At 45.3% G+C, this 23,424-nt stretch carries 23 protein-coding genes; 12 read left to right on the top strand and 11 right to left on the bottom strand.

Annotated elements, in window-relative coordinates; all coding sequences use genetic code 11:
• The first annotated feature begins 37 nt into the window (after positions 1-37).
• The 8 genes from NT178_12195 to NT178_12230 all read left to right on the top strand — a co-directional run bounded on the left by NT178_12195 (position 38) and on the right by NT178_12230 (position 9,450).
• Positions 38-661: a dienelactone hydrolase family protein gene (locus NT178_12195; protein MCX5813286.1), complete on the top strand. Its 624-nt coding sequence runs from the start codon at positions 38-40 to the stop codon at positions 659-661.
• 135 nt (positions 662-796) lie between these two features.
• The gene (gene ileS, locus NT178_12200) at positions 797-3,553 is read left to right on the top strand and encodes an isoleucine--tRNA ligase (GenBank protein ID MCX5813287.1); all 2,757 of its coding nucleotides are present in this window, start codon (positions 797-799) and stop codon (positions 3,551-3,553) included.
• On the top strand, positions 3,526-3,999 hold the full coding sequence (lspA, locus tag NT178_12205; protein MCX5813288.1) for a signal peptidase II: 474 nt from the start codon (positions 3,526-3,528) through the stop codon (positions 3,997-3,999). The genes ileS and lspA overlap by 28 nt, the downstream gene beginning before the upstream one ends.
• A 64-nt stretch (positions 4,000-4,063) precedes the next feature.
• Positions 4,064-4,297: a hypothetical protein gene (locus NT178_12210; protein ID MCX5813289.1), complete on the top strand. Its 234-nt coding sequence runs from the start codon at positions 4,064-4,066 to the stop codon at positions 4,295-4,297.
• Positions 4,298-4,373: 76 nt separating this feature from the next.
• Entirely contained in the window at positions 4,374-6,035 is a 1,662-nt protein-coding gene (gene ilvD / locus NT178_12215) for a dihydroxy-acid dehydratase (GenBank protein MCX5813290.1), read from the top strand.
• A gap of 7 nt (positions 6,036-6,042) precedes the next feature.
• Complete coding sequence (locus NT178_12220; GenBank protein ID MCX5813291.1) at positions 6,043-6,513, top strand: PH domain-containing protein; 471 nt, start codon at positions 6,043-6,045, stop codon at positions 6,511-6,513.
• 44 nt (positions 6,514-6,557) lie between these two features.
• Positions 6,558-7,931 carry an FAD-binding protein gene (locus NT178_12225; GenBank protein MCX5813292.1) on the top strand — a complete coding sequence of 458 codons (1,374 nt, stop codon included), beginning with the start codon at positions 6,558-6,560 and terminating at the stop codon, positions 7,929-7,931.
• 94 nt (positions 7,932-8,025) lie between these two features.
• Complete coding sequence (locus tag NT178_12230) at positions 8,026-9,450, top strand: FAD-dependent oxidoreductase (GenBank protein MCX5813293.1); 1,425 nt, start codon at positions 8,026-8,028, stop codon at positions 9,448-9,450.
• Positions 9,451-9,489: 39 nt separating this feature from the next.
• Here NT178_12230 and NT178_12235 read toward each other — a convergent pair whose 3' ends face one another.
• On the bottom strand, positions 9,490-11,010 hold the full coding sequence (locus NT178_12235) for an ATP-binding protein (GenBank protein MCX5813294.1): 1,521 nt from the start codon (positions 11,008-11,010) through the stop codon (positions 9,490-9,492).
• Between the two features lie 308 nt (positions 11,011-11,318).
• Here NT178_12235 and NT178_12240 point away from each other — a divergent pair, with 308 nt between their 5' ends.
• Positions 11,319-11,840, top strand: coding sequence for a peptidoglycan-binding protein (locus NT178_12240; protein ID MCX5813295.1), 522 nt, complete (start codon positions 11,319-11,321; stop codon positions 11,838-11,840).
• A 166-nt stretch (positions 11,841-12,006) separates the two neighbouring features.
• On the opposite strand, the gene NT178_12245 is transcribed toward NT178_12240, so the two are convergent.
• The 8 genes from NT178_12245 to NT178_12280 form a co-directional block, all read right to left on the bottom strand.
• The gene (locus tag NT178_12245; GenBank protein ID MCX5813296.1) at positions 12,007-12,852 is read right to left on the bottom strand and encodes a CaiB/BaiF CoA-transferase family protein; all 846 of its coding nucleotides are present in this window, start codon (positions 12,850-12,852) and stop codon (positions 12,007-12,009) included.
• A 20-nt stretch (positions 12,853-12,872) separates the two neighbouring features.
• Entirely contained in the window at positions 12,873-13,880 is a 1,008-nt protein-coding gene (locus tag NT178_12250; GenBank protein MCX5813297.1) for a GNAT family N-acetyltransferase, read from the bottom strand.
• Positions 13,880-14,131, bottom strand: a complete 252-nt coding sequence (locus tag NT178_12255) for a hypothetical protein (GenBank protein MCX5813298.1) — start codon at positions 14,129-14,131, stop codon at positions 13,880-13,882. Before NT178_12255 ends, NT178_12250 begins: the two co-directional genes overlap by 1 nt.
• 36 nt (positions 14,132-14,167) lie before the next feature.
• Positions 14,168-14,491: a hypothetical protein gene (locus tag NT178_12260; GenBank protein MCX5813299.1), complete on the bottom strand. Its 324-nt coding sequence runs from the start codon at positions 14,489-14,491 to the stop codon at positions 14,168-14,170.
• 136 nt (positions 14,492-14,627) lie between these two features.
• Positions 14,628-14,933, bottom strand: coding sequence for a flagellar biosynthesis anti-sigma factor FlgM (gene flgM, locus NT178_12265; protein ID MCX5813300.1), 306 nt, complete (start codon positions 14,931-14,933; stop codon positions 14,628-14,630).
• A 251-nt stretch (positions 14,934-15,184) separates the two neighbouring features.
• Positions 15,185-16,027: a shikimate dehydrogenase gene (locus NT178_12270; protein ID MCX5813301.1), complete on the bottom strand. Its 843-nt coding sequence runs from the start codon at positions 16,025-16,027 to the stop codon at positions 15,185-15,187.
• A 58-nt stretch (positions 16,028-16,085) separates the two neighbouring features.
• Complete coding sequence (locus tag NT178_12275; GenBank protein ID MCX5813302.1) at positions 16,086-16,220, bottom strand: hypothetical protein; 135 nt, start codon at positions 16,218-16,220, stop codon at positions 16,086-16,088.
• A 2-nt stretch (positions 16,221-16,222) separates the two neighbouring features.
• Positions 16,223-16,489, bottom strand: a complete 267-nt coding sequence (locus NT178_12280) for a prevent-host-death protein (GenBank protein ID MCX5813303.1) — start codon at positions 16,487-16,489, stop codon at positions 16,223-16,225.
• A gap of 471 nt (positions 16,490-16,960) precedes the next feature.
• On the opposite strand from NT178_12280, the gene NT178_12285 reads away from it, so the two are divergent.
• The 3 genes from NT178_12285 to NT178_12295 are packed head-to-tail and all read left to right on the top strand — an operon-like array spanning position 16,961 to position 20,181.
• On the top strand, positions 16,961-17,707 hold the full coding sequence (locus NT178_12285; protein MCX5813304.1) for a QueT transporter family protein: 747 nt from the start codon (positions 16,961-16,963) through the stop codon (positions 17,705-17,707).
• Between the two features lie 6 nt (positions 17,708-17,713).
• Positions 17,714-19,390, top strand: coding sequence for an ABC transporter ATP-binding protein (locus tag NT178_12290; GenBank protein MCX5813305.1), 1,677 nt, complete (start codon positions 17,714-17,716; stop codon positions 19,388-19,390).
• On the top strand, positions 19,387-20,181 hold the full coding sequence (locus NT178_12295; protein MCX5813306.1) for an energy-coupling factor transporter transmembrane component T: 795 nt from the start codon (positions 19,387-19,389) through the stop codon (positions 20,179-20,181). Before NT178_12290 ends, NT178_12295 begins: the two co-directional genes overlap by 4 nt.
• A gap of 33 nt (positions 20,182-20,214) precedes the next feature.
• Here the strand turns inward: NT178_12295 and NT178_12300 are convergent, their stop codons facing one another.
• Both NT178_12300 and NT178_12305 read right to left on the bottom strand, forming a co-directional pair.
• The gene (locus NT178_12300) at positions 20,215-22,266 is read right to left on the bottom strand and encodes an acetate--CoA ligase family protein (GenBank protein ID MCX5813307.1); all 2,052 of its coding nucleotides are present in this window, start codon (positions 22,264-22,266) and stop codon (positions 20,215-20,217) included.
• Between the two features lie 630 nt (positions 22,267-22,896).
• Positions 22,897-23,424 (bottom strand): LysR family transcriptional regulator substrate-binding protein (locus tag NT178_12305; GenBank protein MCX5813308.1); only part of this gene is annotated, 528 nt, incomplete at its 5' end.

Raw genomic sequence — 23,424 nt, forward strand, 5'->3', positions numbered from 1 at the left:
TGATTTTTCGATAGAAAACTAACAAAATAAATACGGTATGTCAATAAAAAGGGTTTCCATAGTATCCGACTATCCACTTGAGGGAATATTACGGGAAAACGGAAAAAAAGCAGGTGTTGTTATATGTCACCCTCATCCGTTATATGGCGGGAGTATGCAGAATAATGTTGTTGATGCTATAGACAACGGCTTTTTCGGAAAAGGATTTACTACATTGAGGTTTAATTTCAGGGGTGTTGGAATGAGCGGCGGCGTGTATGATAAAGGGGAAGGGGAAGTTAAAGACGTAATCGCATCATTGGCATTCCTGAAAGAAAACATAAACGAGGATGCCTGTGTGGTACTTGCCGGATATTCTTTTGGAGCCTGGGTGGCAAGCAGAGCTGCCTCAAGCGCTGAGGATGTGCATGCACTTTTCCTTGTCTCCTATCCTTTCGCATTCTATTCGACGGAAGAATTAAGTCAATTCAGAAAAGATATATACTTTATAGGCGGCGAGCATGACGATATATCCCCCATAAATAGCCTGCTGAAATTCTACAAAGATTTGCCTGTTTTGGAAAAGTCGTTAAAGATTATTTCAACCGACCATTTCTATTGGGAAAAAGAAAAGGAAATTGAAGAGTTTATAAGGGATAATGTAGAGATACAGCATATATAGCCCCCGGTCCCCTATCGATGATGAAGCCAACAATGATAGCGCTTTGATTTGGAATAGGAAATAAGTTAATCTCTTGCATAGACAGCCTCCTTTATGTTAATTTTACTAAATTTTTAATAAAAGGACAGGCATGACATGGATTATAAAGACACATTGAATTTACCAAAGACGCCCTTCCCGATGAGAGGCAATCTGCCTACTAAGGAGAAGGAGATTTTAAAATTCTGGGAAGAGACGAAGGTTTATCAAAAACTTACTAAAAAAAGTGAAGATTACCCTTCGTTCATACTTCATGACGGCCCCCCGTATGCAAACGGTCATATTCATCTTGGAACTGCACTGAATAAGATATTAAAAGATATAATTATAAAATCAAAGTTCATGTCAGGATACAGGGCCGACTATATACCCGGTTGGGATTGTCATGGGCTGCCGATAGAACATCAGATAGAGAAGGAGACGAAGGAAAAGAAGCTCTCATTGTCTAAAATTGAGATAAGGCATAAATGCCGTACTTATGCCGAAGGGTTTGTAAACATCCAGAGAGAAGAGTTTAAAAGGCTCGGCATTATAGGTGATTGGGAACATCCCTATATCACTATGGATTTTAATTACCAGGCTACCATAATAGGGGAAATACAAAAATTCTTTGAAAGAGGCGAGGCATACAGGAAGAAGAAGCCTGTCCTCTGGTGTACAAACTGTCTTACTGCTCTTGCGGAGGCAGAGATAGAATATGATTCTAAGAAATCGGATGCAATCTATGTAAAATTTCCTTATACACAAAAGAGAGAGGGTGTATTTGAGCGCTATCCGGATAAGCCTGTTTTTATGCTTATATGGACAACAACCCCGTGGACACTGCCGGCCAACCTTGCAATAGCCATAAACCCCGATTTTACATATGTAGCCATTGAAACGCAAGAAGAAATATATATTGTACTCAAAGATCTTGTTGAAGATATCATGAAAAAAGCTGGTATCGAAACATATAAGATAATCGAGGAGATAGAGGCTAAACGGCTTAAAGGGCTCACATTCCGACACCCCTTTATCAAGAGAGATTCTGTGGTTGTGTATGCAGATTATGTGGCAAACGATACAGGTGCAGGATCTGTCCACATTGCTCCCGGACATGGCGAAGAAGACTACGTAACAGGGCTGGAATACGGACTTGATGTTTATTCACCGGTAAACGATAGAGGCGAATTTCTTGAAGAGGTTGAATTTTTCAAAGGCATGAATGTCTTTGAGAGCAACAAGCATGTCATCGGCAAACTGCAAGAGCTTGGGCTTCTTCTTCACAGGGAAGAGATAGAGCATTCTTATCCTCACTGCTGGCGTTGCAAAAAACCGGTAATTTTCAGAGCAACTGAACAGTGGTTTATCTCCCTTGATAAACATGGTCTTAGACAAAAGGCGCTTAATGAAGTAGACAAGACAAGATGGATACCTGCCTGGGGACACGACAGGATATACAACATGCTTCAGGTGAGGCCGGACTGGTGTATCTCACGCCAGAGGACATGGGGAGTACCGATTACCATATTTTACTGTGAAAAATGCAGGGAACAGTTCTGGAGTGATGAGACATTTCATAACATTAAAAATTTGGTAATGGAACATGGAGCGGACATCTGGTTTGAAAAAGAGGCATCATATTTTCTGCCGGAAGGCATGACATGCAAACATTGCGGCAATGATACTTTTATGAAAGAAGAAGATATTCTCGATGTCTGGTTTGATTCCGGGGTGAGCTGGGCAGCGGTCTGTAAAAAAAGAAAAGAACTGAAATACCCTGTAGACTTGTATCTTGAAGGAAGCGATCAGCACAGGGGATGGTTTCATAGCTCTCTTTTGACTTCTGTAGGTAATGAAGGCGCCGCTCCGTATAAATCAGTACTGACGCACGGTTTTGTTGTAGACGGCACAGGCAGGAAGATGTCGAAATCCTCTGGAAATATCATATCCCCTGAAGAAATAATCGAAAAATACGGTGCCGAAATTTTAAGACTCTGGGTGACGTATGAAGACTACAGGGACGATATAAAGATATCCAAAGATATTATTAGCAGACTTATAGAAACTTACCGGAGAATACGAAACACCTTAAGATTTCTCCATGCAAATATTAATGACGATTTCAATCCTGAAAAGGATGCTGTCCCTTATGAAGAGATGTCATATCTTGATAAATGGTTGCTCTCGCGGCTGCAAAGATTAATAGAGAGAGTTACAACTGCTTATAATGATTATGCATTTCATGCGATATACCACAGCATTCATAATTTTTGTTCCGTTGACCTGAGCTCTCTTTATCTGGATATCGTCAAAGACAGGATTTATGTGGAAAGAAAGGATGCAATTAAGAGAAGGGCATCTCAGACTGTAATCCATGAAGCTCTAATATCGCTTCTTAAACTTATAGCCCCTGTGCTTTCTGCTACTGCCGAGGAGATGTGGTCATATTTAAAGGGAATGGTCAAGGAAGACAGCGTGCTGTTAACAACATTTCCTGTTATTAAAAAAGAGTTTATCGACACAAAGATAGAGGAAGAATGGGAAAAGATCTGGAACATCAGAGAAACGGTTAATAAAAAAATTGAAGAAAAAAGGGTTGAAAAGGTGATAGGGCATTCGCTCGATGCAAAAGTTGTCCTCGGTCTGCCTGAAAACGAATACGAGTTGTTTAAAAAATTAGGCGATGAGTTTAAAGATATTTTCATTGTATCCCAGATTGAGCTTAAAAAGGAAAATGAGATTGAGGTCAATGTCTTCAGGGCAGAGGGAGAAAAGTGCGGGAGATGCTGGCAGTATACAACGGATCTGATCGAAACCGGGCAATTTACCCATGTATGCAAGCGATGCGCCGACACCTTATATTCCTTATAGTCCCTTTTATTTTTCTTCTCGACAGATGGACAAAGCTGCTTGTCATAAACAGTCTGGCATTTGCCCGGCAGATTGACGTTACACCTTTCTTTTCCATTGTCCATGCAAGAAATTATGGAGGAGCTTTCAGCCTCCTGTCACAGTATACTTATGCAAAGCATATATTTACTTATATTCCGCTGCTTATTATAGGGTTGCTTATATTTGTTATCATCGCATACAAGATGGAGTTTTCCAGGAGGCTTTCCCTGACATGCATATTGTCAGGTGCAGTAGGGAATATATACGATAGAATTTCTTACGGATATGTTGTTGATTTTCTTGACGTATATTACAAAGATTATCACTGGCCGGCATTCAATGTTGCCGATATTTCGATTTCCTTTGGTATTTGCCTATGGATTTTTATGGAACTGATTCAGGTAAGAAGCAAAGTGAAAAAATGAAAGACAGGTACAGGCTCTAACCTGCATGTTAATTTTTTTACGTTTCACATAGTGGTATTCAGTCATGGATGAAGAACTCCTTGAGGAAGAAAAGAAACTAAGACAATTAAGATTTATTGTGGATTTTGCCATGGAATATATTAAAAATCAGAACGTTACTCATGATGAAGCACTAAAGATTGTGGAAGGGGTTAAGAAATACGCATTAAAACTTTTTCCGGATAAGGAAGAGGCTTTTGAGATTATTTATATACCAAGATTTAAGAGGCTGTTGAATGAGAAGTTTAAGAGAGCGTGATAAAGATGAAATTTAGAATGTAGAATTTAGAAATTAGAATGTAATTCATATTTGCTTTTGAGATAAGGAGGTAATAATGAGATCGGATAAAATGAAAAAAGGGATTGACAGGGCGCCGCACAGAAGCCTTTTTTATGCAATGGGCTATCTGCCCGAAGAAATAGAAAGACCGATAATTGGTATAGCAAACTCGGTGAACGAGGTTATACCGGGCCATATTCACCTTGGGAAAATTGCTCAGGCAGCGAAAGACGGCGTACGGATGGCTGGCGGCACTCCTATGGAATTTTCTACCATCGGGATCTGTGACGGCATTGCCATGAACCACGAAGGCATGAAATACTCCCTCGGTTCACGGGAGCTTATCTGTGATTCTGTGGAGGTTATGGCAAAGGCATATCCTTTTGACGGTCTTGTACTCATTCCGAACTGTGACAAAATTATCCCGGGTATGTTAATGGCTGCCATGAGATTGAATATACCGTGTATTATGATCAGCGGCGGACCTATGCTTGCCGGAAAGTTTAAGGGCAAGGCCGTAGATCTTATATCCGTGTTTGAAGGGGTCGGCAAGGTTGCCGGCGGCCTTATGGGGCAGGATGAACTTTCCTTGCTTGAAGAGTGCGCTTGTCCTGGCGCTGGCTCATGCGCGGGTATGTTCACGGCAAATTCAATGAATTGTTTATCTGAGGCTCTGGGCATTGCCCTGCCTGGAAACGGCACGATTCCCGCGGTTTATGCAGCAAGGATAAGGCTTGCCAAGATAGCCGGCAAAAGAATAGTTGATCTGATCAGCAAAGATGTAAAACCCCGTGATATTATGACAATTGAGGCATTTAAAAATGCTATTACGGTAGATATGGCCTTCGGTGGTTCATCGAATACGGCTTTGCACCTGCCGGCAATAGCCTATGAGGGTGGGATAACGTTGCCGCTCGCATTATTTGATGAGATTTCCGAAAAAGTTCCCCATATCTGTAATATGAGCCCTGCAGGGCCCCATCATCTTGAAGATTTAAACGAAGCAGGCGGCGTGTATGGGATCATGAAAGAACTTTCCAAGAAGAATCTTATTAATAAAAAATGCTTAACAGTGGAGGGCAGAAAGATAGGGGACCTTCTTAAATATGCTGAAGTTGCAGACAGTACCGTAATAAGACCGATCAAGGAGGCGTATCACGAGAAAGGTGGACTTGCCGTACTTCACGGCACACTTGCCCCTGATGGTTCGATAGTGAAGAGGATTGGTGTTGCAGAAAGTATATGGCATTTTAAGGGAACAGCCAAGGTTTTTGAAAGTGAAGAGGATGCGGGGGAAGCAATAATGGCCGGCAAGATTGAAGCGGGCGATGCGGTGGTAATAAGGCATGAAGGGCCAAAAGGCGGTCCGGGAAAGAGAGAGATGCTTACTCCCACAAGTATCCTTGCAGGCAGGGGCCTTGATACTGCCTGTGCCCTTATCACCGACGGAAGATTTTCAGGCGGGACACGAGGTCTGTGCATCGGACATGTATCACCTGAAGCAGCAGAGGGTGGCCCCATAGCATTTGTTAAAAACGGAGATAAGATTGAAATTGATCTCAATAAGAAGACCATTGATCTGAATGTGAGCAAAAAGGAGATAGAGAAAAGGAGAAAAGCCTGGAAACAGCCGGAGCCGAAGATAAAAGAGGGCTATATGGCGCGGTATGCAAAACTCGTAACGTCTGCCTCTACGGGTGCTGTTTTTAAGAAATAGTCTTGACGTGTATGTGCATAGGGATGAAATGGGTTATATTGAAGATAATCTTATAGAAAAAGAACGTGTTATATATTGCACAAAGTTGCACTGGGCGACGCTTTTTGGCCCCGGAGTGCTTATAATCCTTGCAGGATTGTGGATACCTTCAAAAGGCATGTCTGCTTTAGCCCTGCTTGCCCTTGGCGTGATCTGGGGTATTTTCTCTTCCATAAGCCTTCAAAACTCAGAAATCGGTATTACAGATAAGAGGCTTCTTTTGAGGGTCGGTTTCCCGTTGAAACGAACATGCGATATACCTTTGGAAAATATACAGATGGTAGACATATACCAGCCTTCTCTCGGCAAGTTCCTGAATTTCGGGAAGATTATCATACAATCTGCCGGTGGGAAGAGATATGCCTTCAGAATGATTGCATCGCCCGTAGAATTAAGAGATGAGCTTGCGAGGCAGGTCGATTCAATCCGGCAGCAGTAGGATTTTGTAAGACGGTTTCAAATATTTAATATACGAGGAAGAATATGGACGGAAAAATTATTGAAGAAATTATAAAGATTGTGGGAAAGGAGAATGTCCTTACCTCCATTGAAGACAGAAGATGTTATTCGTATGATGCAAGAACAGATGGGGCAATACCGGATCTTATTGTGTTTCCTTCTTCCTCCGGGGAGGTAGCGCAGATACTTATCCTTGCCAATAAATACCTCTTTCCTGTGATCCCCAGGGGACAGGGTTCTGGTTTAACCGGCGGGGCTGTACCGCTCAATGGCGGGATAGTACTTTCCTTTACAAGGATGAACAGTATTCTTGAAATTGATACAAAGAACCTTATTGCCATTGTTGAGCCGGGGGCGATCACGTTTTTACTTCAGGAGGAAGTTGCCAAATATGGTCTTTTTTATCCACCTGACCCGGCATCTTATAAGTATTCCAGTATAGGAGGTAATGCAGCGGAATGTGCAGGCGGGCCTAATTCTTTAAAATATGGTGTTACAAGGGATTATGTCCTTGGTCTCGAAGTTGTAAAACCTACCGGTGAGATTATACAAACCGGCGTTAAAACAATGAAAGGTGTAGTAGGGTATGATCTTACCCGACTCTTTGTAGGCAGTGAAGGTACGCTTGGTGTGATTACAAAGATCATCTTAAAGCTTATCCCGCTTCCTGAGGCTAAGGCCACTATTTTAGCCCTTTTTCAAGAGGTTGAGGATGCTGCCGAAACAGTTTCGGCAATAATTGCAGCACGGATTGTTCCTTCAACAATTGAGTTTCTGGATAGGGCATCGATAAAATGCAGCGAACAGGCTAACCCTATGGGGCTTCCGGAGGGTATAGGGGGATTGCTGCTCATAGAGGTTGATGGAAATGAAGAGGCTATCCGGTCCCAGGCAGAGAAGGTGAAAAAGATTGTCCTTGAAAATAAAGCAATTCAATGCACTGTGACACAGGATCCTATAGAGGCGGATAAACTTTGGCTGGCAAGACGTACCCTTTCACAGGCAACATATAATCTGAACCCTGTAAAAATAGCAGAAGATGTAGTGGTGCCCAGATCGAAAATCCCGGTTCTCATACGTGCCCTTGAGGAGATGGAGAAAAAATACGGCATACCTATCTTAAGCTTCGGACATGCCGGTGATGGCAATTTTCACGTGAGCATCATGATTCAGGATACGGCAGAAGACAGGGAAAAGGCAGAAGAGGCGGTAAAAGAGATATTTGCAGAAACAATCAAACTTGGCGGCACACTATCGGGTGAACACGGGATAGGTATTTCCAAGGCGCCTTATATTGGGATGGAGCTTTCTCCTGAGACGATTGCTACCATGAAAGATATAAAAAAGCTCTTTGATCCCAATAACATATTGAATCCAGGCAAGATATTTTCGTCATAGCAATCTTTTGCAACGGAGATATTTATAATTTATATGCTGTGCATAAGAGGACGGTACATAAATTTATTAATAATATTAGAAGGGAGCCAAATCGATGGGGCAGGAAAGGTTAGTCGTTATCGGTGGTGTGGCAGCGGGCATGAGCGCTGCAAGCAGCTATAAAAGAATCAAGCCCGAAGCAGAGGTAGTGGTCCTTGAAAAGGATTATTTTATCTCTTATGGATCCTGCAGTCTCCCCTACTATATATCTGACGATGTTAAGGATTTTAATCAGCTTATCTCACTTACACCTGATGTGGCTACGTTAGAGCGGGGCATCCGGGTACTTACCCGCCACGAGGTTCTCGGCATCGATACGGGTACGCATAAGGTGCGCGTGAAAAACCTGGACAAAGAAGAGGAAGCAGGGTTTGCCTACGACAGGCTCGTGATTGCCACCGGAGGGCTTCCCATTAAACCGCCATTCCCCGGTGTTGACCTCCAGCATGTCTACACAATACGGACACTCCTCGATGGTATTGAGATAAAGAAATACATCGATGAATGGGGTTCTTTCCATGTCTGCGTCGGTTCTCCTGAGTGCCTCTACATTAATCAATTCGGTGCCGGAAAAAGACAAATGAAGGCAATCATCGTAGGAGGCGGTTACATCGGCATGGAGATGTGTGAATCTCTCCACAAACGAGGACTTGATGTAACCGTTATTGAAAAGATGGATAGGGTTCTGGGGAACATGGATACGAGCATTACCAATATTGTGGAAGAAAAGATAGTTACAGAAGGGGTTAAACTTTTTAAAGGGACTTCCGTGGAAGGGTTTACAGGCAAAGACGGGTCTGTTACAAAGGTATTGACAGATAAGGGTGAATTTGATGCAGACATAGTGCTTCTCGTTATAGGCGCCCGCCCGAATACTCAGCTTGCAAAGGATGCCGGCATAGAACTTGGCGTAAATGGTGCAATCAGGGTGGATGAATACCTGAGAACGAATATGCCTGATATATATGCTGCCGGTGATTGTGCAGAGGCAATGCATATGGTAACAGGGAAGAAGGCCTATATCCCCCTCGGCACTACTGCAAACAAAGAGGGGCGCATTGCCGGTGAAAATGCAGCAGGCAAGAAAAATGTTTTTGATGGTATAGTGGGAACTGCTGTTACCAAGGTCTTTGACCTGGAAGTGGCCCGTACAGGACTGTCCCCCTTAGAAGCGGAACGCGAAGGCTATAATTATTTTACCTCCACAATCAAAGGGAGGTCCAGAAGCAGCGCCTATCCTTCAGGAAAGCCGATAACCGTATCCTTTGTGGTTGACCGGGACTCAGGAAGGCTCCTGGGGGCTCAGATGGTCGGCGAGGAGGGCGTAGCGCACAGGATAGACGTTCTTGCTGCCTGTCTCTACGGAAAGATGACCATAGAAGATGTGGCAAGACTGGATCTTGGTTATGCCCCTCCCTTTGCCACGGTATGGGACCCTATTCTGATTGCGGCGAATGTGGCTTTGAAGAAATTAACATGAACAATCCGCAACTCCAGAGCACGGCATCTTTGGCCTGTATTAATATTTAATCAGTGAAGAATAGGGATCGTTTGCTTTGATGTAGCTAAGGATTTCTTTGGCCATTTCAGAATGGGCAATCACCTTATCATAATCGATAGCAGTGTTGTTGAGATATTGTAGAATCAATGCATCTCCGAAACTTGCCATAGGCATTATACCGGAAAAGAAAAAGTCCATCTTCTCAAATTCTGAATTCATAAAGTATGTCAGAGGATCTTCCAAATTCAGAAACAGATTTATGGCAGCTATGTGTTCTACGCAAAGTTCACGGAATATGCCTTTTACTTCTTTGATCACATTGGAGCCATATGCTTTTATAAGAATCTCCGCATTGCCTTCAGAGGCATATACCCTTGTTTCAATTACAGATTTATCTTCTTTATATTTAGCTTCAACTTCGTCGGGAACAGTAAAAATGTTTTTGGAACCAATATTTTTGTATAACTTCTCTATCATTGTCCTGTGTTTGGCCGGCGGGTACAGAGTGAGTGGCGCCGGTTCTTTAAGGTATTTGAAGCTCAGCACTACGCTCATTCTTTGCGACTCATCTCCGGCAATCCCTTTGAACATCCATGTTGCAGGACTTGTTGCCAACTCGATACCGCAATCGTTGAGACCATACTTGAGCATCGTTTTCTGTGAAAATATGTGGTTTGACACTGCAAAGGCATATACTCCGTAAAGTTCATACCCCTTTTGTGTTTCAAACAGAAGCTCCAGCATCCTGCCCATGCACCCCTGACTCCTGTATTCCGGGTTAACAAAGATGAAGGTCAGCTCTGCAATTTGAGACCCAGGGCTCGGATAGTGGAGAGCGGCATGACCCATGAAAATGTTTTCCGGTGTAACAGCAACCACTGAAACCATCTCGCCGGAATTATTAAGCTCTACTATCTGGTCCGGATAATAAATGTGTTCATCAAAAAACGTGTACCCATGGGATTTATAAGCACCCTTGGATATTTCTATTGCCTCATTTGGTTGCATCCGTCTGATAATGAAATCGATCTTTTCCGTAATAATAGAAGGTCTTATCTCCTCTTCCAGGTGTGGAGCAAGCTCCGAAGCTTCAAAGTAGTTCTTTATATTCCTGCTTTGCAAATATTTGACAAGATGTATCTCCTTGCCTTCAGGCCCCAGGTTGTGGAATGAAACCTCATCCATTATTTCTTTCATAAGATGCGTGCCGAGCCCCACTGAACCGGCCTCATCAAGGTTTTTTCCCGGATTGTATGAAGGAAGACTTTTTGGATCAAAAGGTATACCTTTTTCTTTCAAAATAATCTTTATGCCCAAAGGCAGGTGTTCGCAGATAATGTCAAAGGTGTTGCTTTCGCCAGCCTCAAAAGCATGATCGACAACGTTCATAAAAGCTTCTTCGAGGCCGAGGTCAATCTTATATAAGTCTTTGCCGGTAAATCCGAACTTTTTTGCAACTTCTTTAACGGATACCTGCGCAACAGGAAGATAAGAAGAGTCATTGGGAATGGTTATTTTAAAAAAATCATATTTTTTCATAATGGACCTTCGATAAGAAATATACATAATAAAATATGTTTTATCAACTTGAGAGCATTACGCAACATGCAATTTTATGATTTATCCGATTTTTTTTTGCTTGAATAAATAACCATATTAAAGGAAAATTAATGAAACAAATGGGGGGGTTAAGGGTCATATAAGTAAACCGACAATTCGAGACAGTCTTAATAATATGGGGAATGTACTGAAATAAAAAAGGAGGTTAATTATGCAGTATACACGAACTCTAAAATATCAGATTCCGTCTATCTGCGGTAGCGATGTAACAGCAATCCAGGCGCAGCTTGTTAAGGCTGGATTCACCATGGTGGGACCTGCTGACGGGGATATTCAGCATACGCGCCGATGCAGCAGTGCGTGCATTTCAGCAGTCAGCCGGCCTTGATGCTGACGGTGTTATAGGCCCTTTAACATGGAGCATGCTTTTTCGTGAATTAAAGGTTGAGCCAATACTTGATAAAATAAAACCTGTTATTGATGAGCTTAAAAAACCCCACAGCTATAAGAACAGTGTTGTTTGGTGTTTAACGGAGAAGGGCCTTGTCATAGGGGATAATAACCCGGAGACATCGGGGGGTGAGCCTGTTACTGTACGAAGGGTGTGGCAGAAATTCGGTGCTTTTATTGATACATGGTCCGACAAATTTGGTGTGCCTGCGGAATTGGTTGTGGCAACTGAGATGGTCAAATGGCTTAACAGCGATCAGGAAATTCACCCTGTCCTTGTAAGGCACAATTTCATTGACATATTCCGCAGAGCGCGCAGATGCGCTTCCCCGAACATGCCCTTGTCCGGACATAAATAAGAGAGAAGAGAATACAAATATTTTCGTAATCAGGCACATCCCACCATCCCAAAGATCTTTTCCAATAATTTTTCCGAAACTGTTTCGGAAAATCTAAAATCAGCCGCAAAACCAGGACAGTGCTGCCGCCTGTTCCGATGTGACAAATTTCTGTTTTGTGAAAGAGTTATCTTACTGCCACAATGGGTAGATCAAACGATGCAGCCCATGCCTCCCATTCAGCAGCATTTTTTGTAAGAAATATCTCTTGCAATTGCGTATAGTCCGCATCGGATTGGCGAAAACCAAGTTCTCCTGTCAGTCTTTCCCAGAAATGGGGTTCCAGTGCCGCAACTGCAATCCACCCTTGCCGTGTTTCATAAATATTGTATCGGGACAGTCCACCTCCGAACATCCCTCCCGGTACAGTCAATCCGTATCGGAGTGGTTCAGTAAAATATTCAGCGCATTCAGACAGGGCGACCTCAATATATCCGGCGTCATTATCTCGTTCGCGTGAATAAAGAAGCCCCAATGCGCTGCTCACCGCCCTTTCTGCACCCGCAAGGTCAGCCAGAAACGTGCGCGGAAAATGTGGCGGAGACAAAAGCCCGAGCACAGCCTGATAAGTTAAATCGTGACCGGCTTTGTTGTGGTTGGGTGAAGGATACCCCACTATCGCAACCTGACATAGCCTGGGATATCGGGAATGAAGTTCTTTCCACCCCAATCCAAGTTTTTCAAGGGCTGAAGGCCGGAAGGAGGTAAGAAGCAGGTCGCTTTCTTTTAACAAATGTTCCATCTCATCATGCCCTTTTGCAGTTTTGAGGTCGAGACGTAAAACCGTTTGCTTTATGCACAGGGCTTCGTACCAGGAAGGACAGTATTCCCTGAAAGGGTCTCCGTCAGGAGGTTCAATCTTTGTGACCGAGGCCCCTAATTGGCTGAGTTTTAACGCTGCAGCCGGACCAGGCAAGTTGAGCGACAGATTTACTGCTTTAATACCGTGGAGAGGTTCATTAATACCATTCATTACGCATTGCCCCCTGTTCCTTATATTATCTTGTTTTTCCGGACGTTGTCCCAATCGTCATGGATAAAGCTATAGATTTTTTCCGCTCTGTCCGAGTACAGGTGGATTCCCTCCCAGTTAGGCTGCGCCGGCACCTTCTGCAGCATAAGGCCATCCACGTCAAACCACCGCGGGAAAGCGCCGCTGAAGAAATAGCCATTTTTTCTCAATATCCCGGCAGCCTCCCCAATCCAGGGCCATGAAGATTTCAGCCATACCTGTATGACCTTTATCTTTTGGTTCAAAAGGTCCTGTTCTTGTATGGCAAACACCTCTTCAAAGTCTGATCCTGCTATAGTAACGGCAATACGCGCAACGCCTGCAAATTCGAACACCCTGGTTGACATTTCCGTTGGCTCATCTGAAGACAGATTCTCTGCCGATACAATAATTGAGCGACTATCGTCAAAACCATTGTAAATATAACGGATTATGTCTTCATAGACTTCCGGCACATGGACGTTATGTGGTTTCGGGACAAAGGACCTGAACATATCGAGGGCAGCTACCCTTCCGGTTACGGTAGGGTCTTTTTTATAGATTTCACCGGGCATGAGGTCTATCTCAATGCCTGTTTCAATAGTCTTTATCATTGCCCCGGCCTTCTGTGTGTGGGTGTGGTTACATACCGCCTCTCCAAAGTATGCTTCAGATTCGGGCAAAGTCTGTATGTATTCTGCAACGAATTCAAAGAGAAGCCTCCCGATACCGCCTCCGCGGACGCCAGATAAGACCACCCCCTGGCCGAATTCATATATGCCTTTGTATGGCGTTGAACGATAGAGGGCTCCATATGCGACAATGCGATTGAAATCCGCACGGACAACAAATGGAAAATAATTACCTCCCTCAAAGGCAGCGATGAGCATCTCCGGGTGATAAACCGTTTTGATCGGGTATGCATCGCCATACACATCAACAAAAAGACGCGATACTTTTTCAGCATCAATGGGCTGAAATGGTCCAACCCTGTATGAAGCATCTGTCATTAAGCCTCCCGTATAATTGAGGTTCTTGTCGCCTCCGATTCAGCCAACCTCTCAAGAATGGTTTTGACAAATTTCCAAAAACCGGGCATCCGTGCAATGTCGGTGCGCTCCCCTGTGGTGTCGGAATCAATCCCCGGAACAAAATCTGCCTTGGTGGGTGCATGGGCATCCAGTATGGTAGGGCCTATTGAGATGACATCCATATCGGGATATTTTGCCTTTATAAACCCGCATTCAAGCATACCATGCATACCTGTTACTTTGGGTGCTTCGCCATATATCTGCCATTAGGCATCTCTGCAAATAGCCAGAAGTTGCGATTTCATATCCGGCTTCCAACCATAATTTGTGGCTATATTGCTTAACCTGGCGCCTGAGAGATCAGCTACAGCCTTATATTTGCTGATAATTGCATCCAGTGATGAATCCACCGAACTTCGCTGAGAAACGTTTACGGTCAATTCGGTATGCGAAGTACGCACTGTTGCCACGTTAGAGGATGTTTCCACAAGCCCATCAACATCACTGCCGGAAGGGTGGGGAATTTGGGTTAGATTATAAAAATGATCCCATATCTCTACAGGCTCAATCACGGCTAAAAGATGGCTCATGCTAACCTTTTTAATAAATAGTTTTATGTTTTGGCACTTAACAAAATACTACAGATACATTATAAGATGGATTAACAGAAAATACCAAATATTGCAAGCAGGGCCTTTGTGCGGCCGTGAATGATGAAGCAGGGGATCAGAGTATCTCATCCAGAAGGTTGTCCTTGAGTATAGCCTTTGCTACCAGATCGCCTTTTACATTATAGGTACCGTTTTGTATCGCCTTCTTTATGCTATCCACTTTATCCTGTCTTATTGAAGGCGCTGAGTTAGCCTTTGCGATAAGTTTAGCTATATCCCTGTTTCTGCCCGACAGCTCTACCTTGTCGGATGCATCTACATTCTGTTTTGACGCTGACGCTTTTTCCTTCGGAGTTTTAGTCCGGACAGATCCTGCAATCGTATTGAGCAGATTAGCCTTTACAGCTTTATCGATCTTCATAAGCCCCCTCCTTGTTTTACCGCTACAATACAACATTATAGATTTATTCATTAAACATCTCAACCAATAATCATGCATTGAGTGGAAAGTAAAAGGGTTTGCCCTTGAATTTTGAATTCCAACAGAGGAGAGTCCGGCGCACATCCCGCCATCCCGAAGACCTCTTCGGGTAATTTGCTAAAACAGTTTTAGCAAATTCTCAAATCGCCGCAAAGCCAGGACAGTGCTGCTACCGCGGCCAATAGTTCCTGCTATGATCCCTGCCCGGTATTGCCCGGTGTCTCCTCAAATTCGATACCCATGTGACGGCCCATAATGATAAACTGGCCAATGGTCATTTCGTACCCTGTCTGTATGGAGCAGCCGCGAGCCTTTGCGCCTGCAAGCCAGGGAGTAATATCAGGTTCGGTCACCACATCAGCGACAAATGTGTGAGCATCAAGACTGTCAAGAGGGAATGGCGTGTGCGGATCGCCGTTCATGCCGAGAGGCGTTGCATTTACCGCAAGGTCAACCCCGGCGAGCGAATCAAGCCGGTGAGATAGCGCTACCGAGGGGCATCGCAATGCGAGCAGATCCAGAAGATGCTTCTGCCTGTCCATATCCGTGTCGATGACCACAAGCTCTGCCGCTTCGGCGTGAGCGACCGCATATGCTATGGCGCCTCCTGCACCGCCTGCACCAAAGACTGCCACGCGCCTGCCCTTTGCCTCGAAACCGTGAAAACGCAATGCCTCGATGAAGCCCAAACCGTCGACCATATCCCCTATGAGTCGTCCCTGTTCTGTCCTTCTGATGACGTTGACCGCCTCCAGATCTCGGGCACGGTCCGAGAGTTCGTCTACATGCCGCGCGGCTTCCTGTTTGTGCGGTATAGTGACCACACAGCCGGGGCAATTCCGCCAACCCCGAAGTAGGGAGAAGAAATGGTCAACGTGTTCCGGTGGAACATCAATGGCGATCATTATCCGGTCCATCTGCTTTTCCCTGAAGTACCGGTTGAATGTTGTCGGCGATTTCACCTGTATTACCGGATGGCCGATCATCGGATACACAAGCGTTTTTCCTGATGGTGTAATAAGGCCGGAGTTCATTATTATTCCCCTGTTTCTCTCCATTTTCTCCCAAACTCAAATCAAAAGCAATTAGATTCTATTCCCGGCTGCGGCCTTCCGGAACTGCGTCACCGCCGCCTCGGAGACCTTCGAGTTTCCCGGTAAGGGGATGCAATTGAAGCGCCGGTTGAAAGGGTCGAAGAAACTGATCTGTTGACTGAATAACATACATGGTCAGTCTTCCTTTTCAAGTGCCCTGAGCAACTCTTCTGCGTTTTTTAATGTATGTATGCGTTTGGCATTCACATCCTTCAGTGAAGCGCTGACTCGTGCAGCATATGCGGCACTTAGCTCTTCAATGAGTTCGCTGTAAAGCTTTTCAGAAAGAATTACATATTGCGGCTTATTGTCCTTAATAATATATACCGGGCCTTCTTCGATTTTTTCGTCCACCGCTTTCATACCCCGTTCCATTATTTCCTGTTCCGCAACAGTATTCATGACGATACCTCCAAAAGTGCTTAACATGGTTCTCGAATTATATTATGTGTCAGTCCTGTATGCAATCAGATTCGGACAAGATTTTAATATAAACAAAGACTTATCTTTCTCAAAACAATCCTCTGCATGCCATCCCAATAGAAGCTTTCGATGGGAAGCTGGGCAATGTTGAGGGGGAACCGGGCTCAAATCTTTATCCTTGACAACTAATTCCAATTCTAAATCAAGGATGAAATCAAGGCGGCAAGGAAGAGGCGACGTAGGCGTACGGTAATAGTACGTCGGAGGAGCAGATGACAAAGCCAACGAAGATAGCGCCTTGATTTAGAATTGGAATAACTGTTCAAATCCGTTTTAGAACAGATGTTTTACATCTTTCTGCACATTGACAAAGAGGGTGAGCTGTCGTATACTCCAATGGGTTTTTTGAAAACCATACCCGATTAGCCTGACCAGAGGAAAAACAGCTCTATGCGTTACGCTCTACAGATGTGGAAAAATACCCGGATGATAGTTCTCACTGCAGTGTGTGCTGCAATTTACGCTGCAACGCTTATCGTCTTCAAGACTGCTATTCCCCTTATTCCCGGTATAACGGAGGTTAGGGTTGCAGGCATTTTTCCCATGATTTTCGGCATCCTTTTTGGCCCTGCAGGTGCCTGGGGGCTTGGGTTTGGCAACCTCATCGGGGACATCTTTGGAGGCACTCTGGGACCTTCATCCATCGCAGGTATGGCAGGCAATTTTCTCCTCGGCTATCTCCCCTATACTATGTGGATACATTTGGTCCCTTTTTCGGAAAAGACATATTGTTGGGACAGGAGGAGCTGGCGAAGCTGGGCGAGCTACATAATAATCACCATAGTCTCCAGCGCAGCCTGTGCCGTAGTAATCAGCGTTATAGTGGACAGCCTCGGGATCGTACCATATGCGGTGCTTTCCAAGATTATCACCCTTAATGATACCGTTGGCAGCCTTGTCGGCGTGATTCTTCTCATCGCCGTCTACGATGTTGCCGTAAAACAATTAGGGCTTCTCTGGACGGATATTATGGAGGTCGGGGAGATAAAAAAGGGATTTCTCCGACCTGTAGCAGTCTGGCTGATTACTGCAGGGGTCATTTTCGGCCTTTTCGGTGGACTTATTCCGGGTATCCCATCGATTACTGCCGGATGGATATCGACGGCCATAATAATCACAGGAAGTCTTATCCTCTGACCAACTATGAAAGCTTCTGTTTCAATCAGGAACATTTCCTTTACTTATGGCAACAGCACTAAAAAGGCACTGAGAGACCTCTCCGGCGATATGATTGAAGGCGATTTTGTTGCCATCCTGGGTCGTGGCGGGGCGGGAAAGTCTACGCTTTGTTATACTTTGAACGGTCTTGTACCCCGTTTTTTCCGTGGAGACTACTCCGGTATAGTAAATGTCATGGGCAGGGAGGCTTACCGGTCCGGTATTGCCGAGATGTCCAGGACAGTAGGCCTCGTTTTGCAGGACTTTGAAACACAGCTCTTTTCTACCAATGTGGAGCTTGAAGTGGCCTTCGGCCCTGAAAATCTCGGGTTGAGTCGTGAAGAAATCGGTCGGAGAATTACGAAATATCTTGCCTTCACCGGCATGGATGTATTGCGCAGCCGCGATTCTTCCAACCTTTCCGGCGGCCAGAAACAACGCCTTGCCATCGCTTCAGTCCTCGCCATGGAATCTCCGGTACTTGTCATGGATGAGCCCACTACCGATCTTGATCCATTAGGGCGACAACACATCCTGGAGCTCTCCCGTCGCCTCAGCGCTCAGGTCAGAACATTGATCGTCGCTGATAACGAGCCGGAAAATGTGATCCATGCCGATTGGATCTGGCTCCTGAAAGATGGGGAATTAGTAGCCGTTGACAGGCCCGGCAGGATTCTCACCGACATCGCCCTTCTTGAATCGTGCGGAGTTATGGTGTTGCCTACCGTAGCGCTTTTTCACGCCATGAAATGGCCCGGCACACCGCTGACAGGTGATGAAGCCATCTCCCTCATCGAAGAGAAACGTCTTGCCATACCGAAAGGAAAGCATTTATTTTCTACACCTGTGACGCCGAAAGGCAACGGAGCAGTTCTGGAAGCAAAAGACCTCTGTTTCCGTTACCCTGCAGCAGGCACAAAGGCATTGGAGAATATTAATTTCAAGGTCAGCGAGGGGGAATTTGTAGCAATCCTCGGTCAGAACGGGTCAGGCAAGACAACGCTGGCGAAGCACTTCAATGGAATTTTCAAACCGACTTCAGGGAAGATGTTTGTGAAAGGAAAGCCTACGGAGGCAATAAATCGTCGCGACCTTGCCCGGACCGTTGGCTATGTCTTTCAAAATCCCGATCATCAGATTTTTGCAAACACCGTGAAAGAGGAAGTGGCATTCGGCCTCAGGACTCTCGGCGAAAGCCCGGAAACGGTGGACCAACGGGTTGAGGAAGCCCTGGCAATAACAGGTCTCACAGGATACGAAGATAGATCACCCTTTCTCCTTACAAAAGGGGAGCGGCAACGGGTGGCTGTGGCATCCGTACTGTCCGTAAAGCCTGAAGTTATTATTCTCGACGAGCCGACAACAGGACTGGATTATGCCTTTCAAAGGGAAACCATGGAGATGCTTAAAGAGATAAACCTCCGGGGCCATACGATTATCATCATCACCCATGCAATGTGGATAGCAGAATCCTATGCAACACGAACTGTCATTATGGGGAACGGACGTATAATCGCCGATGGAAAAACGCGAAGGGTCTTTGCCGACGAAGGGGTGCTGGCAGAGGCATCTCTATCACCATCGCCGCTGGTGCGTCTGAGCAACTACCTGGGAGCCGGGGCCCTTACGCTCCAGGGTCTGATTCAGGAATTAATCTCATGAATATATCCATCTATCGTAACAAAAATACCTGGCTTCATCATCTCGATCCACGAACAAAACTCATCGGGGTCATTTTTCTCTTTATCATTGCCCTCACCTTCAACCATCCCCTGTATGTGGTTTTCGTAATCGCAGGAGTTCTGGCGATTGCCTTAAGCGGCAAGGCCATGTCTGCAATATGGGCCTTGCGATACATCCTTCTTCTTCTCATACTCTTCAGTGTTTTGCTCTGGCCCTTTTTTGTACCGGGAACGACAACGATTTTTGCATGGAAGCTTCTCCGTGTAAGCCGGGAATCACTGCTTTACGGCATCGCCATGGGACTTCGACTTGTTACATTCATTATTGCAGGCCTCATCCTCCTTGTTACTACAAAAAATGAGGATATCACCAGCGGGCTTATCAAAATGAAGCTCCCTTATGCGGTGGCTTTTGCCCTTTCTACAGCACTGCGTCTTGTGCCCACCTTTACCGGAGCCGGCGCAACAATTGTTCAGGCACAGGTATCAAGAGGGCTCGACCTTGAATCAAAAAATATCTTCAGGCGCTTCAAAAAATTGATTCCCTTAGCAATTCCCATGTTTATCACCTCAATCCGCTACACCAATTTCCTTACCATAGCGCTTGAGTCCCGCGGATTCAGCCCGGAATCACGACGTACTTTCTATCACGAACCCCGGATGACATACAAAGACTGGGTAATCCTCCTCTTCCTTGCGTGCATGATGGCATTTTCTCTCTATCTAAGACTGGTACTTGATTTTGGGGCTATCATAAAAGGCCGTTTATAATTCCTGTACTTCAGCTTTTACCGGGTTACGTTGTTATTCCCCTATTTCTATCTTAGCGTCTACGATAACACAACCCGCTCCTTCCTCGAAGAGAATGAGAGGATTTATGTCGAGATTTATGATCTCCGGATGTTCCATGAGCATGAGCGAGATCTTTACCATGGATTGCGCCAAAGCAGTAAGGTCGGATGCCGGTTTGCCTCTGTATCCTTTTAGAAGGGTAGCACCTCTTAACTCCCTGATCATTTCCATTGCACCTTCTTCGTTGACAGGCATAAGACTTACGGCAACGTCCTTCAGCGCCTCGGTGAAAATTCCACCCATCCCGAGGAGCAGGACCCGGCCAAATGACGGATCCACCTTGCTGCCGATGATCAACTCGTATCCTGGGGGGGCCATCTTCTGCAGTAGATATTGAGGGGATTTCAAGTTCTTGAAGGCCTGTTTCAGTGCATAATAGCTATTCAATCCGAGAATAACGCCGGCGCTTTCTGTCTTGTGCAGCACTTCTGGTGCAGCCGTTTTTAGCGCCAGAGGAAAACCGAGTCTGACAGCGGCTTCTTTGCCGTCAAGGAAATTTCTCACTAAGGCAAAATCAGCCACAGGCAGGGTATAGGACTGCAAGAGGGAGAAGGATTCCTCAGGGCCCATCAACGCCGTCCTCCCGGATGTGCGAGAGATGTCCGCTATCAGGCGCTGCCCTGTCTTTAAGCCCATAGCACTGCCTGCTTTGATACGTTGACGGTGAGCGAGTGATGCGGCAAGCGCCTTCAATGCCTGGTCTGCCTCTGAGAAAACAGGAAATTCAGCTTTGTCCTTCATAAAAAACCACTGTTCCTTCTCTGAAATCGTACAGAATACCACGGGCTTTGCATGAGTGCGGGATATTTTGTTTATCCTGTCGAGGAGGGTAGCCGTAGCATCACCGTCGCTCCTGAAGTCATAGGAATGGACAAAGAGAACAGCGTCCACACCTTCTTCCTGAAGAACCTTTTCCAGTATGTTTCCGTGGAAGTCTAAATCGAATATGTCCCCAAGGTCAACAGGGTTGGTGCTCCTGATGACATCGACCTTTTTTTTCTGCTCTACCATGCGGAACAGATCTTCCGACAGCTCCGCCAATCTGAATCCATGCTTGTAGACAGCATCAGCGGACAGGACTGCATGTCCCCCTGACCGGGCTATAACTGCGAGTCCTGGTCCTTCTACAGGGGGTATCATGAAAATCTTCAGGGTTTCCACCATATCCTGCATGTTTTCAGCTATATGGACACCGGCCTGCTTCAGAATGGCGTCAGTGAGAAATTCATCACCGGCGAGCGCCGACGTGTGAAACCCCGCTATCTCCGCGGTGCCAGGTTTTCTGTTCGCCTTGAGAACTACTATCGGTTTTGAGGTCATCGCCGCAAGGTTGCAGAAACGTCTCCCGTCTCTGATGTCTTCCAGATAGAATGCCATCGACTCTGTGTGGGGATCGGAGATAAGGTATTCGAGGAAGTCGCTCTCATTGAGCATCAGCTTGTTTCCCATACTGATGAGCTTATTGATGCCAATGTTTTCACAGGAAAGAAGCATCAGGATGTCGTGCAGGATGCCCCCGCTCTGGGATGCTAAGGACAGAGAGCCGCGGCGGGTAAATTCCGGGTGGAAGGGCACAAAGGGAAGCGTAAGACCGTTTTCTATATTTACCGTCCCCAGGCAGTTCGGACCCATGATTTTCATATCCCTTTTCCGGGCAATGCGGAGGATCTCTTTCTCAAGGGTCTCTTTCCTTTTATCGAATTCGGAAAAACCGCCTGATTCAATAACTACATGACGGATGCCCCGTTTGCCGCATTCATCGAGCCTTTCAGGTATGCCTGCTGAGGGAATGAGAAAGACTGCAAGATCGGGGGTTTCCTCAATCTCATTGAGGTTCCTCGATATCGCTCTGCCCCTGATGGCGCCGCCTCTGCCTCCCAAAAGGTATATATTTCCTTTATATGAAAAGCGCTCCAGGTTATCCAGAATCCCGGATGCGAGGTTGCCGGGTGAATCCGACACCCCGTATATTACGATACTGGCAGGATAAAAAAACTTGTTCATTCTTCCTCCTCATAAAATAATGCAATACCGAATTTTATAGCAACCCCAGGATTATTTGTCAAACCGGCCTTTCCCGGGGCAAAGGTCGGCAACATGGTATCAGGCACAATTTTGCCACTCTCATTTTTTAGAAAGAATAGAATTATGAATTTTATCGATGTCTTCCTAAAACAAAGGCTGCGCGGTTTTTTATCTGAAGCTCAAAATTTTTCCTGAAGTCAGTAAATTTGGTTCATCAAGAAGTATACCCCCTTTCAAATACAAATCGGCGCATTGGTTTTTCAGAGCAGCCCGTTCATAACGGAGTGAAATGTGCATATTTATGAGCGTGAGTTCTTCGGTGAGAAATATTTTTTTCTGTAATAGGTTGTGGTGGTAAGGTCCTGTCCAACTCTGTATCAAGTCCAATAATCATGATACAGCATGTTATGATCCAGCCAGTGAAGGTAGATAGCCCCTTAATCACTAAACCCCATTCGACCAGATTAAACAAAAAAAATGTATAGTATAAGGCAGGGATATAAGCCCGACAGCCAGTCGGTTGCAATAAACTATGTAGCACGCAGTTCTTCTCGTCGGTTCCTCTCCACTTCAATTACCGTGAATTTAATAAAATAAGCTTTATTTCAACTATGACTTAAACGGCCAGGATGTATCAATGAGCCTAAGAAAGGCCCATGCCGCAGACGAGAGTTCCCTGCGGTTCGCATAGGCAATCCCATCCTCAATGACGGGAAATCCTTCAATAATCTGGATCAATCTCAGCGTCCCGTCTTTCAATTCCTCATCTACAGCGCCTCGCTGTATGAAGCCTATACCGTTGTCCTGCCGTACGAATTCCTTAAGAAGAGCAGTGCTTGCCGATTCCGCCGCAATCAACGGAGTTACTTTGAATTTCCGCAGATACTCAAGAACCACTTCTCTGGCTGCAGACCCTTCACGTTTGATAACCAATGGAATCTTAGATAATTGCATGACAGAGATTTCAGAACCCGGCCAATGGACACTCTTCGGTGAAGCAACGAGGATAATATCATGCTGCCACAAGACCTTGGTTTTAAGCTTGCTATTATTGGGGCTGTAGCGGATAACTGCAAGTTCATTCTGGTGATCTACTATGCTTTTAACCATCTCCGCATTAGAACCCTGGTCAAGAAT

This window comes from Pseudomonadota bacterium, assembly GCA_026388255.1.
In the GTDB taxonomy this organism is placed as follows: domain Bacteria; phylum Desulfobacterota; class Syntrophorhabdia; order Syntrophorhabdales; family Syntrophorhabdaceae; genus JAPLKB01.

What these genes read in the sequence shown, in the direction of transcription:
- NT178_12195 (MCX5813286.1), top strand. Translation starts at nt 38, where the DNA reads ATGTCAATAAAAAGGGTTTCCATAGTATCCGACTATCCACTTGAGGGA.
- ileS (MCX5813287.1), top strand. Translation starts at nt 797, where the DNA reads ATGGATTATAAAGACACATTGAATTTACCAAAGACGCCCTTCCCGATG.
- lspA (MCX5813288.1), top strand. Translation starts at nt 3,526, where the DNA reads ATGCGCCGACACCTTATATTCCTTATAGTCCCTTTTATTTTTCTTCTC.
- NT178_12210 (MCX5813289.1), top strand. Translation starts at nt 4,064, where the DNA reads ATGGATGAAGAACTCCTTGAGGAAGAAAAGAAACTAAGACAATTAAGA.
- ilvD (MCX5813290.1), top strand. Translation starts at nt 4,374, where the DNA reads ATGAGATCGGATAAAATGAAAAAAGGGATTGACAGGGCGCCGCACAGA.
- NT178_12225 (MCX5813292.1), top strand. Translation starts at nt 6,558, where the DNA reads ATGGACGGAAAAATTATTGAAGAAATTATAAAGATTGTGGGAAAGGAG.
- NT178_12230 (MCX5813293.1), top strand. Translation starts at nt 8,026, where the DNA reads ATGGGGCAGGAAAGGTTAGTCGTTATCGGTGGTGTGGCAGCGGGCATG.
- NT178_12235 (MCX5813294.1), bottom strand. Translation starts at nt 11,010, where the DNA reads ATGAAAAAATATGATTTTTTTAAAATAACCATTCCCAATGACTCTTCT.
- NT178_12245 (MCX5813296.1), bottom strand. Translation starts at nt 12,852, where the DNA reads ATGAATGGTATTAATGAACCTCTCCACGGTATTAAAGCAGTAAATCTG.
- NT178_12250 (MCX5813297.1), bottom strand. Translation starts at nt 13,880, where the DNA reads ATGACAGATGCTTCATACAGGGTTGGACCATTTCAGCCCATTGATGCT.
- NT178_12255 (MCX5813298.1), bottom strand. Translation starts at nt 14,131, where the DNA reads ATGCATGGTATGCTTGAATGCGGGTTTATAAAGGCAAAATATCCCGAT.
- NT178_12260 (MCX5813299.1), bottom strand. Translation starts at nt 14,491, where the DNA reads ATGAGCCATCTTTTAGCCGTGATTGAGCCTGTAGAGATATGGGATCAT.
- flgM (MCX5813300.1), bottom strand. Translation starts at nt 14,933, where the DNA reads ATGAAGATCGATAAAGCTGTAAAGGCTAATCTGCTCAATACGATTGCA.
- NT178_12270 (MCX5813301.1), bottom strand. Translation starts at nt 16,027, where the DNA reads ATGAACTCCGGCCTTATTACACCATCAGGAAAAACGCTTGTGTATCCG.
- NT178_12275 (MCX5813302.1), bottom strand. Translation starts at nt 16,220, where the DNA reads ATGTATGTTATTCAGTCAACAGATCAGTTTCTTCGACCCTTTCAACCG.
- NT178_12280 (MCX5813303.1), bottom strand. Translation starts at nt 16,489, where the DNA reads ATGAATACTGTTGCGGAACAGGAAATAATGGAACGGGGTATGAAAGCG.
- NT178_12285 (MCX5813304.1), top strand. Translation starts at nt 16,961, where the DNA reads ATGCGTTACGCTCTACAGATGTGGAAAAATACCCGGATGATAGTTCTC.
- NT178_12290 (MCX5813305.1), top strand. Translation starts at nt 17,714, where the DNA reads ATGAAAGCTTCTGTTTCAATCAGGAACATTTCCTTTACTTATGGCAAC.
- NT178_12295 (MCX5813306.1), top strand. Translation starts at nt 19,387, where the DNA reads ATGAATATATCCATCTATCGTAACAAAAATACCTGGCTTCATCATCTC.
- NT178_12300 (MCX5813307.1), bottom strand. Translation starts at nt 22,266, where the DNA reads ATGAACAAGTTTTTTTATCCTGCCAGTATCGTAATATACGGGGTGTCG.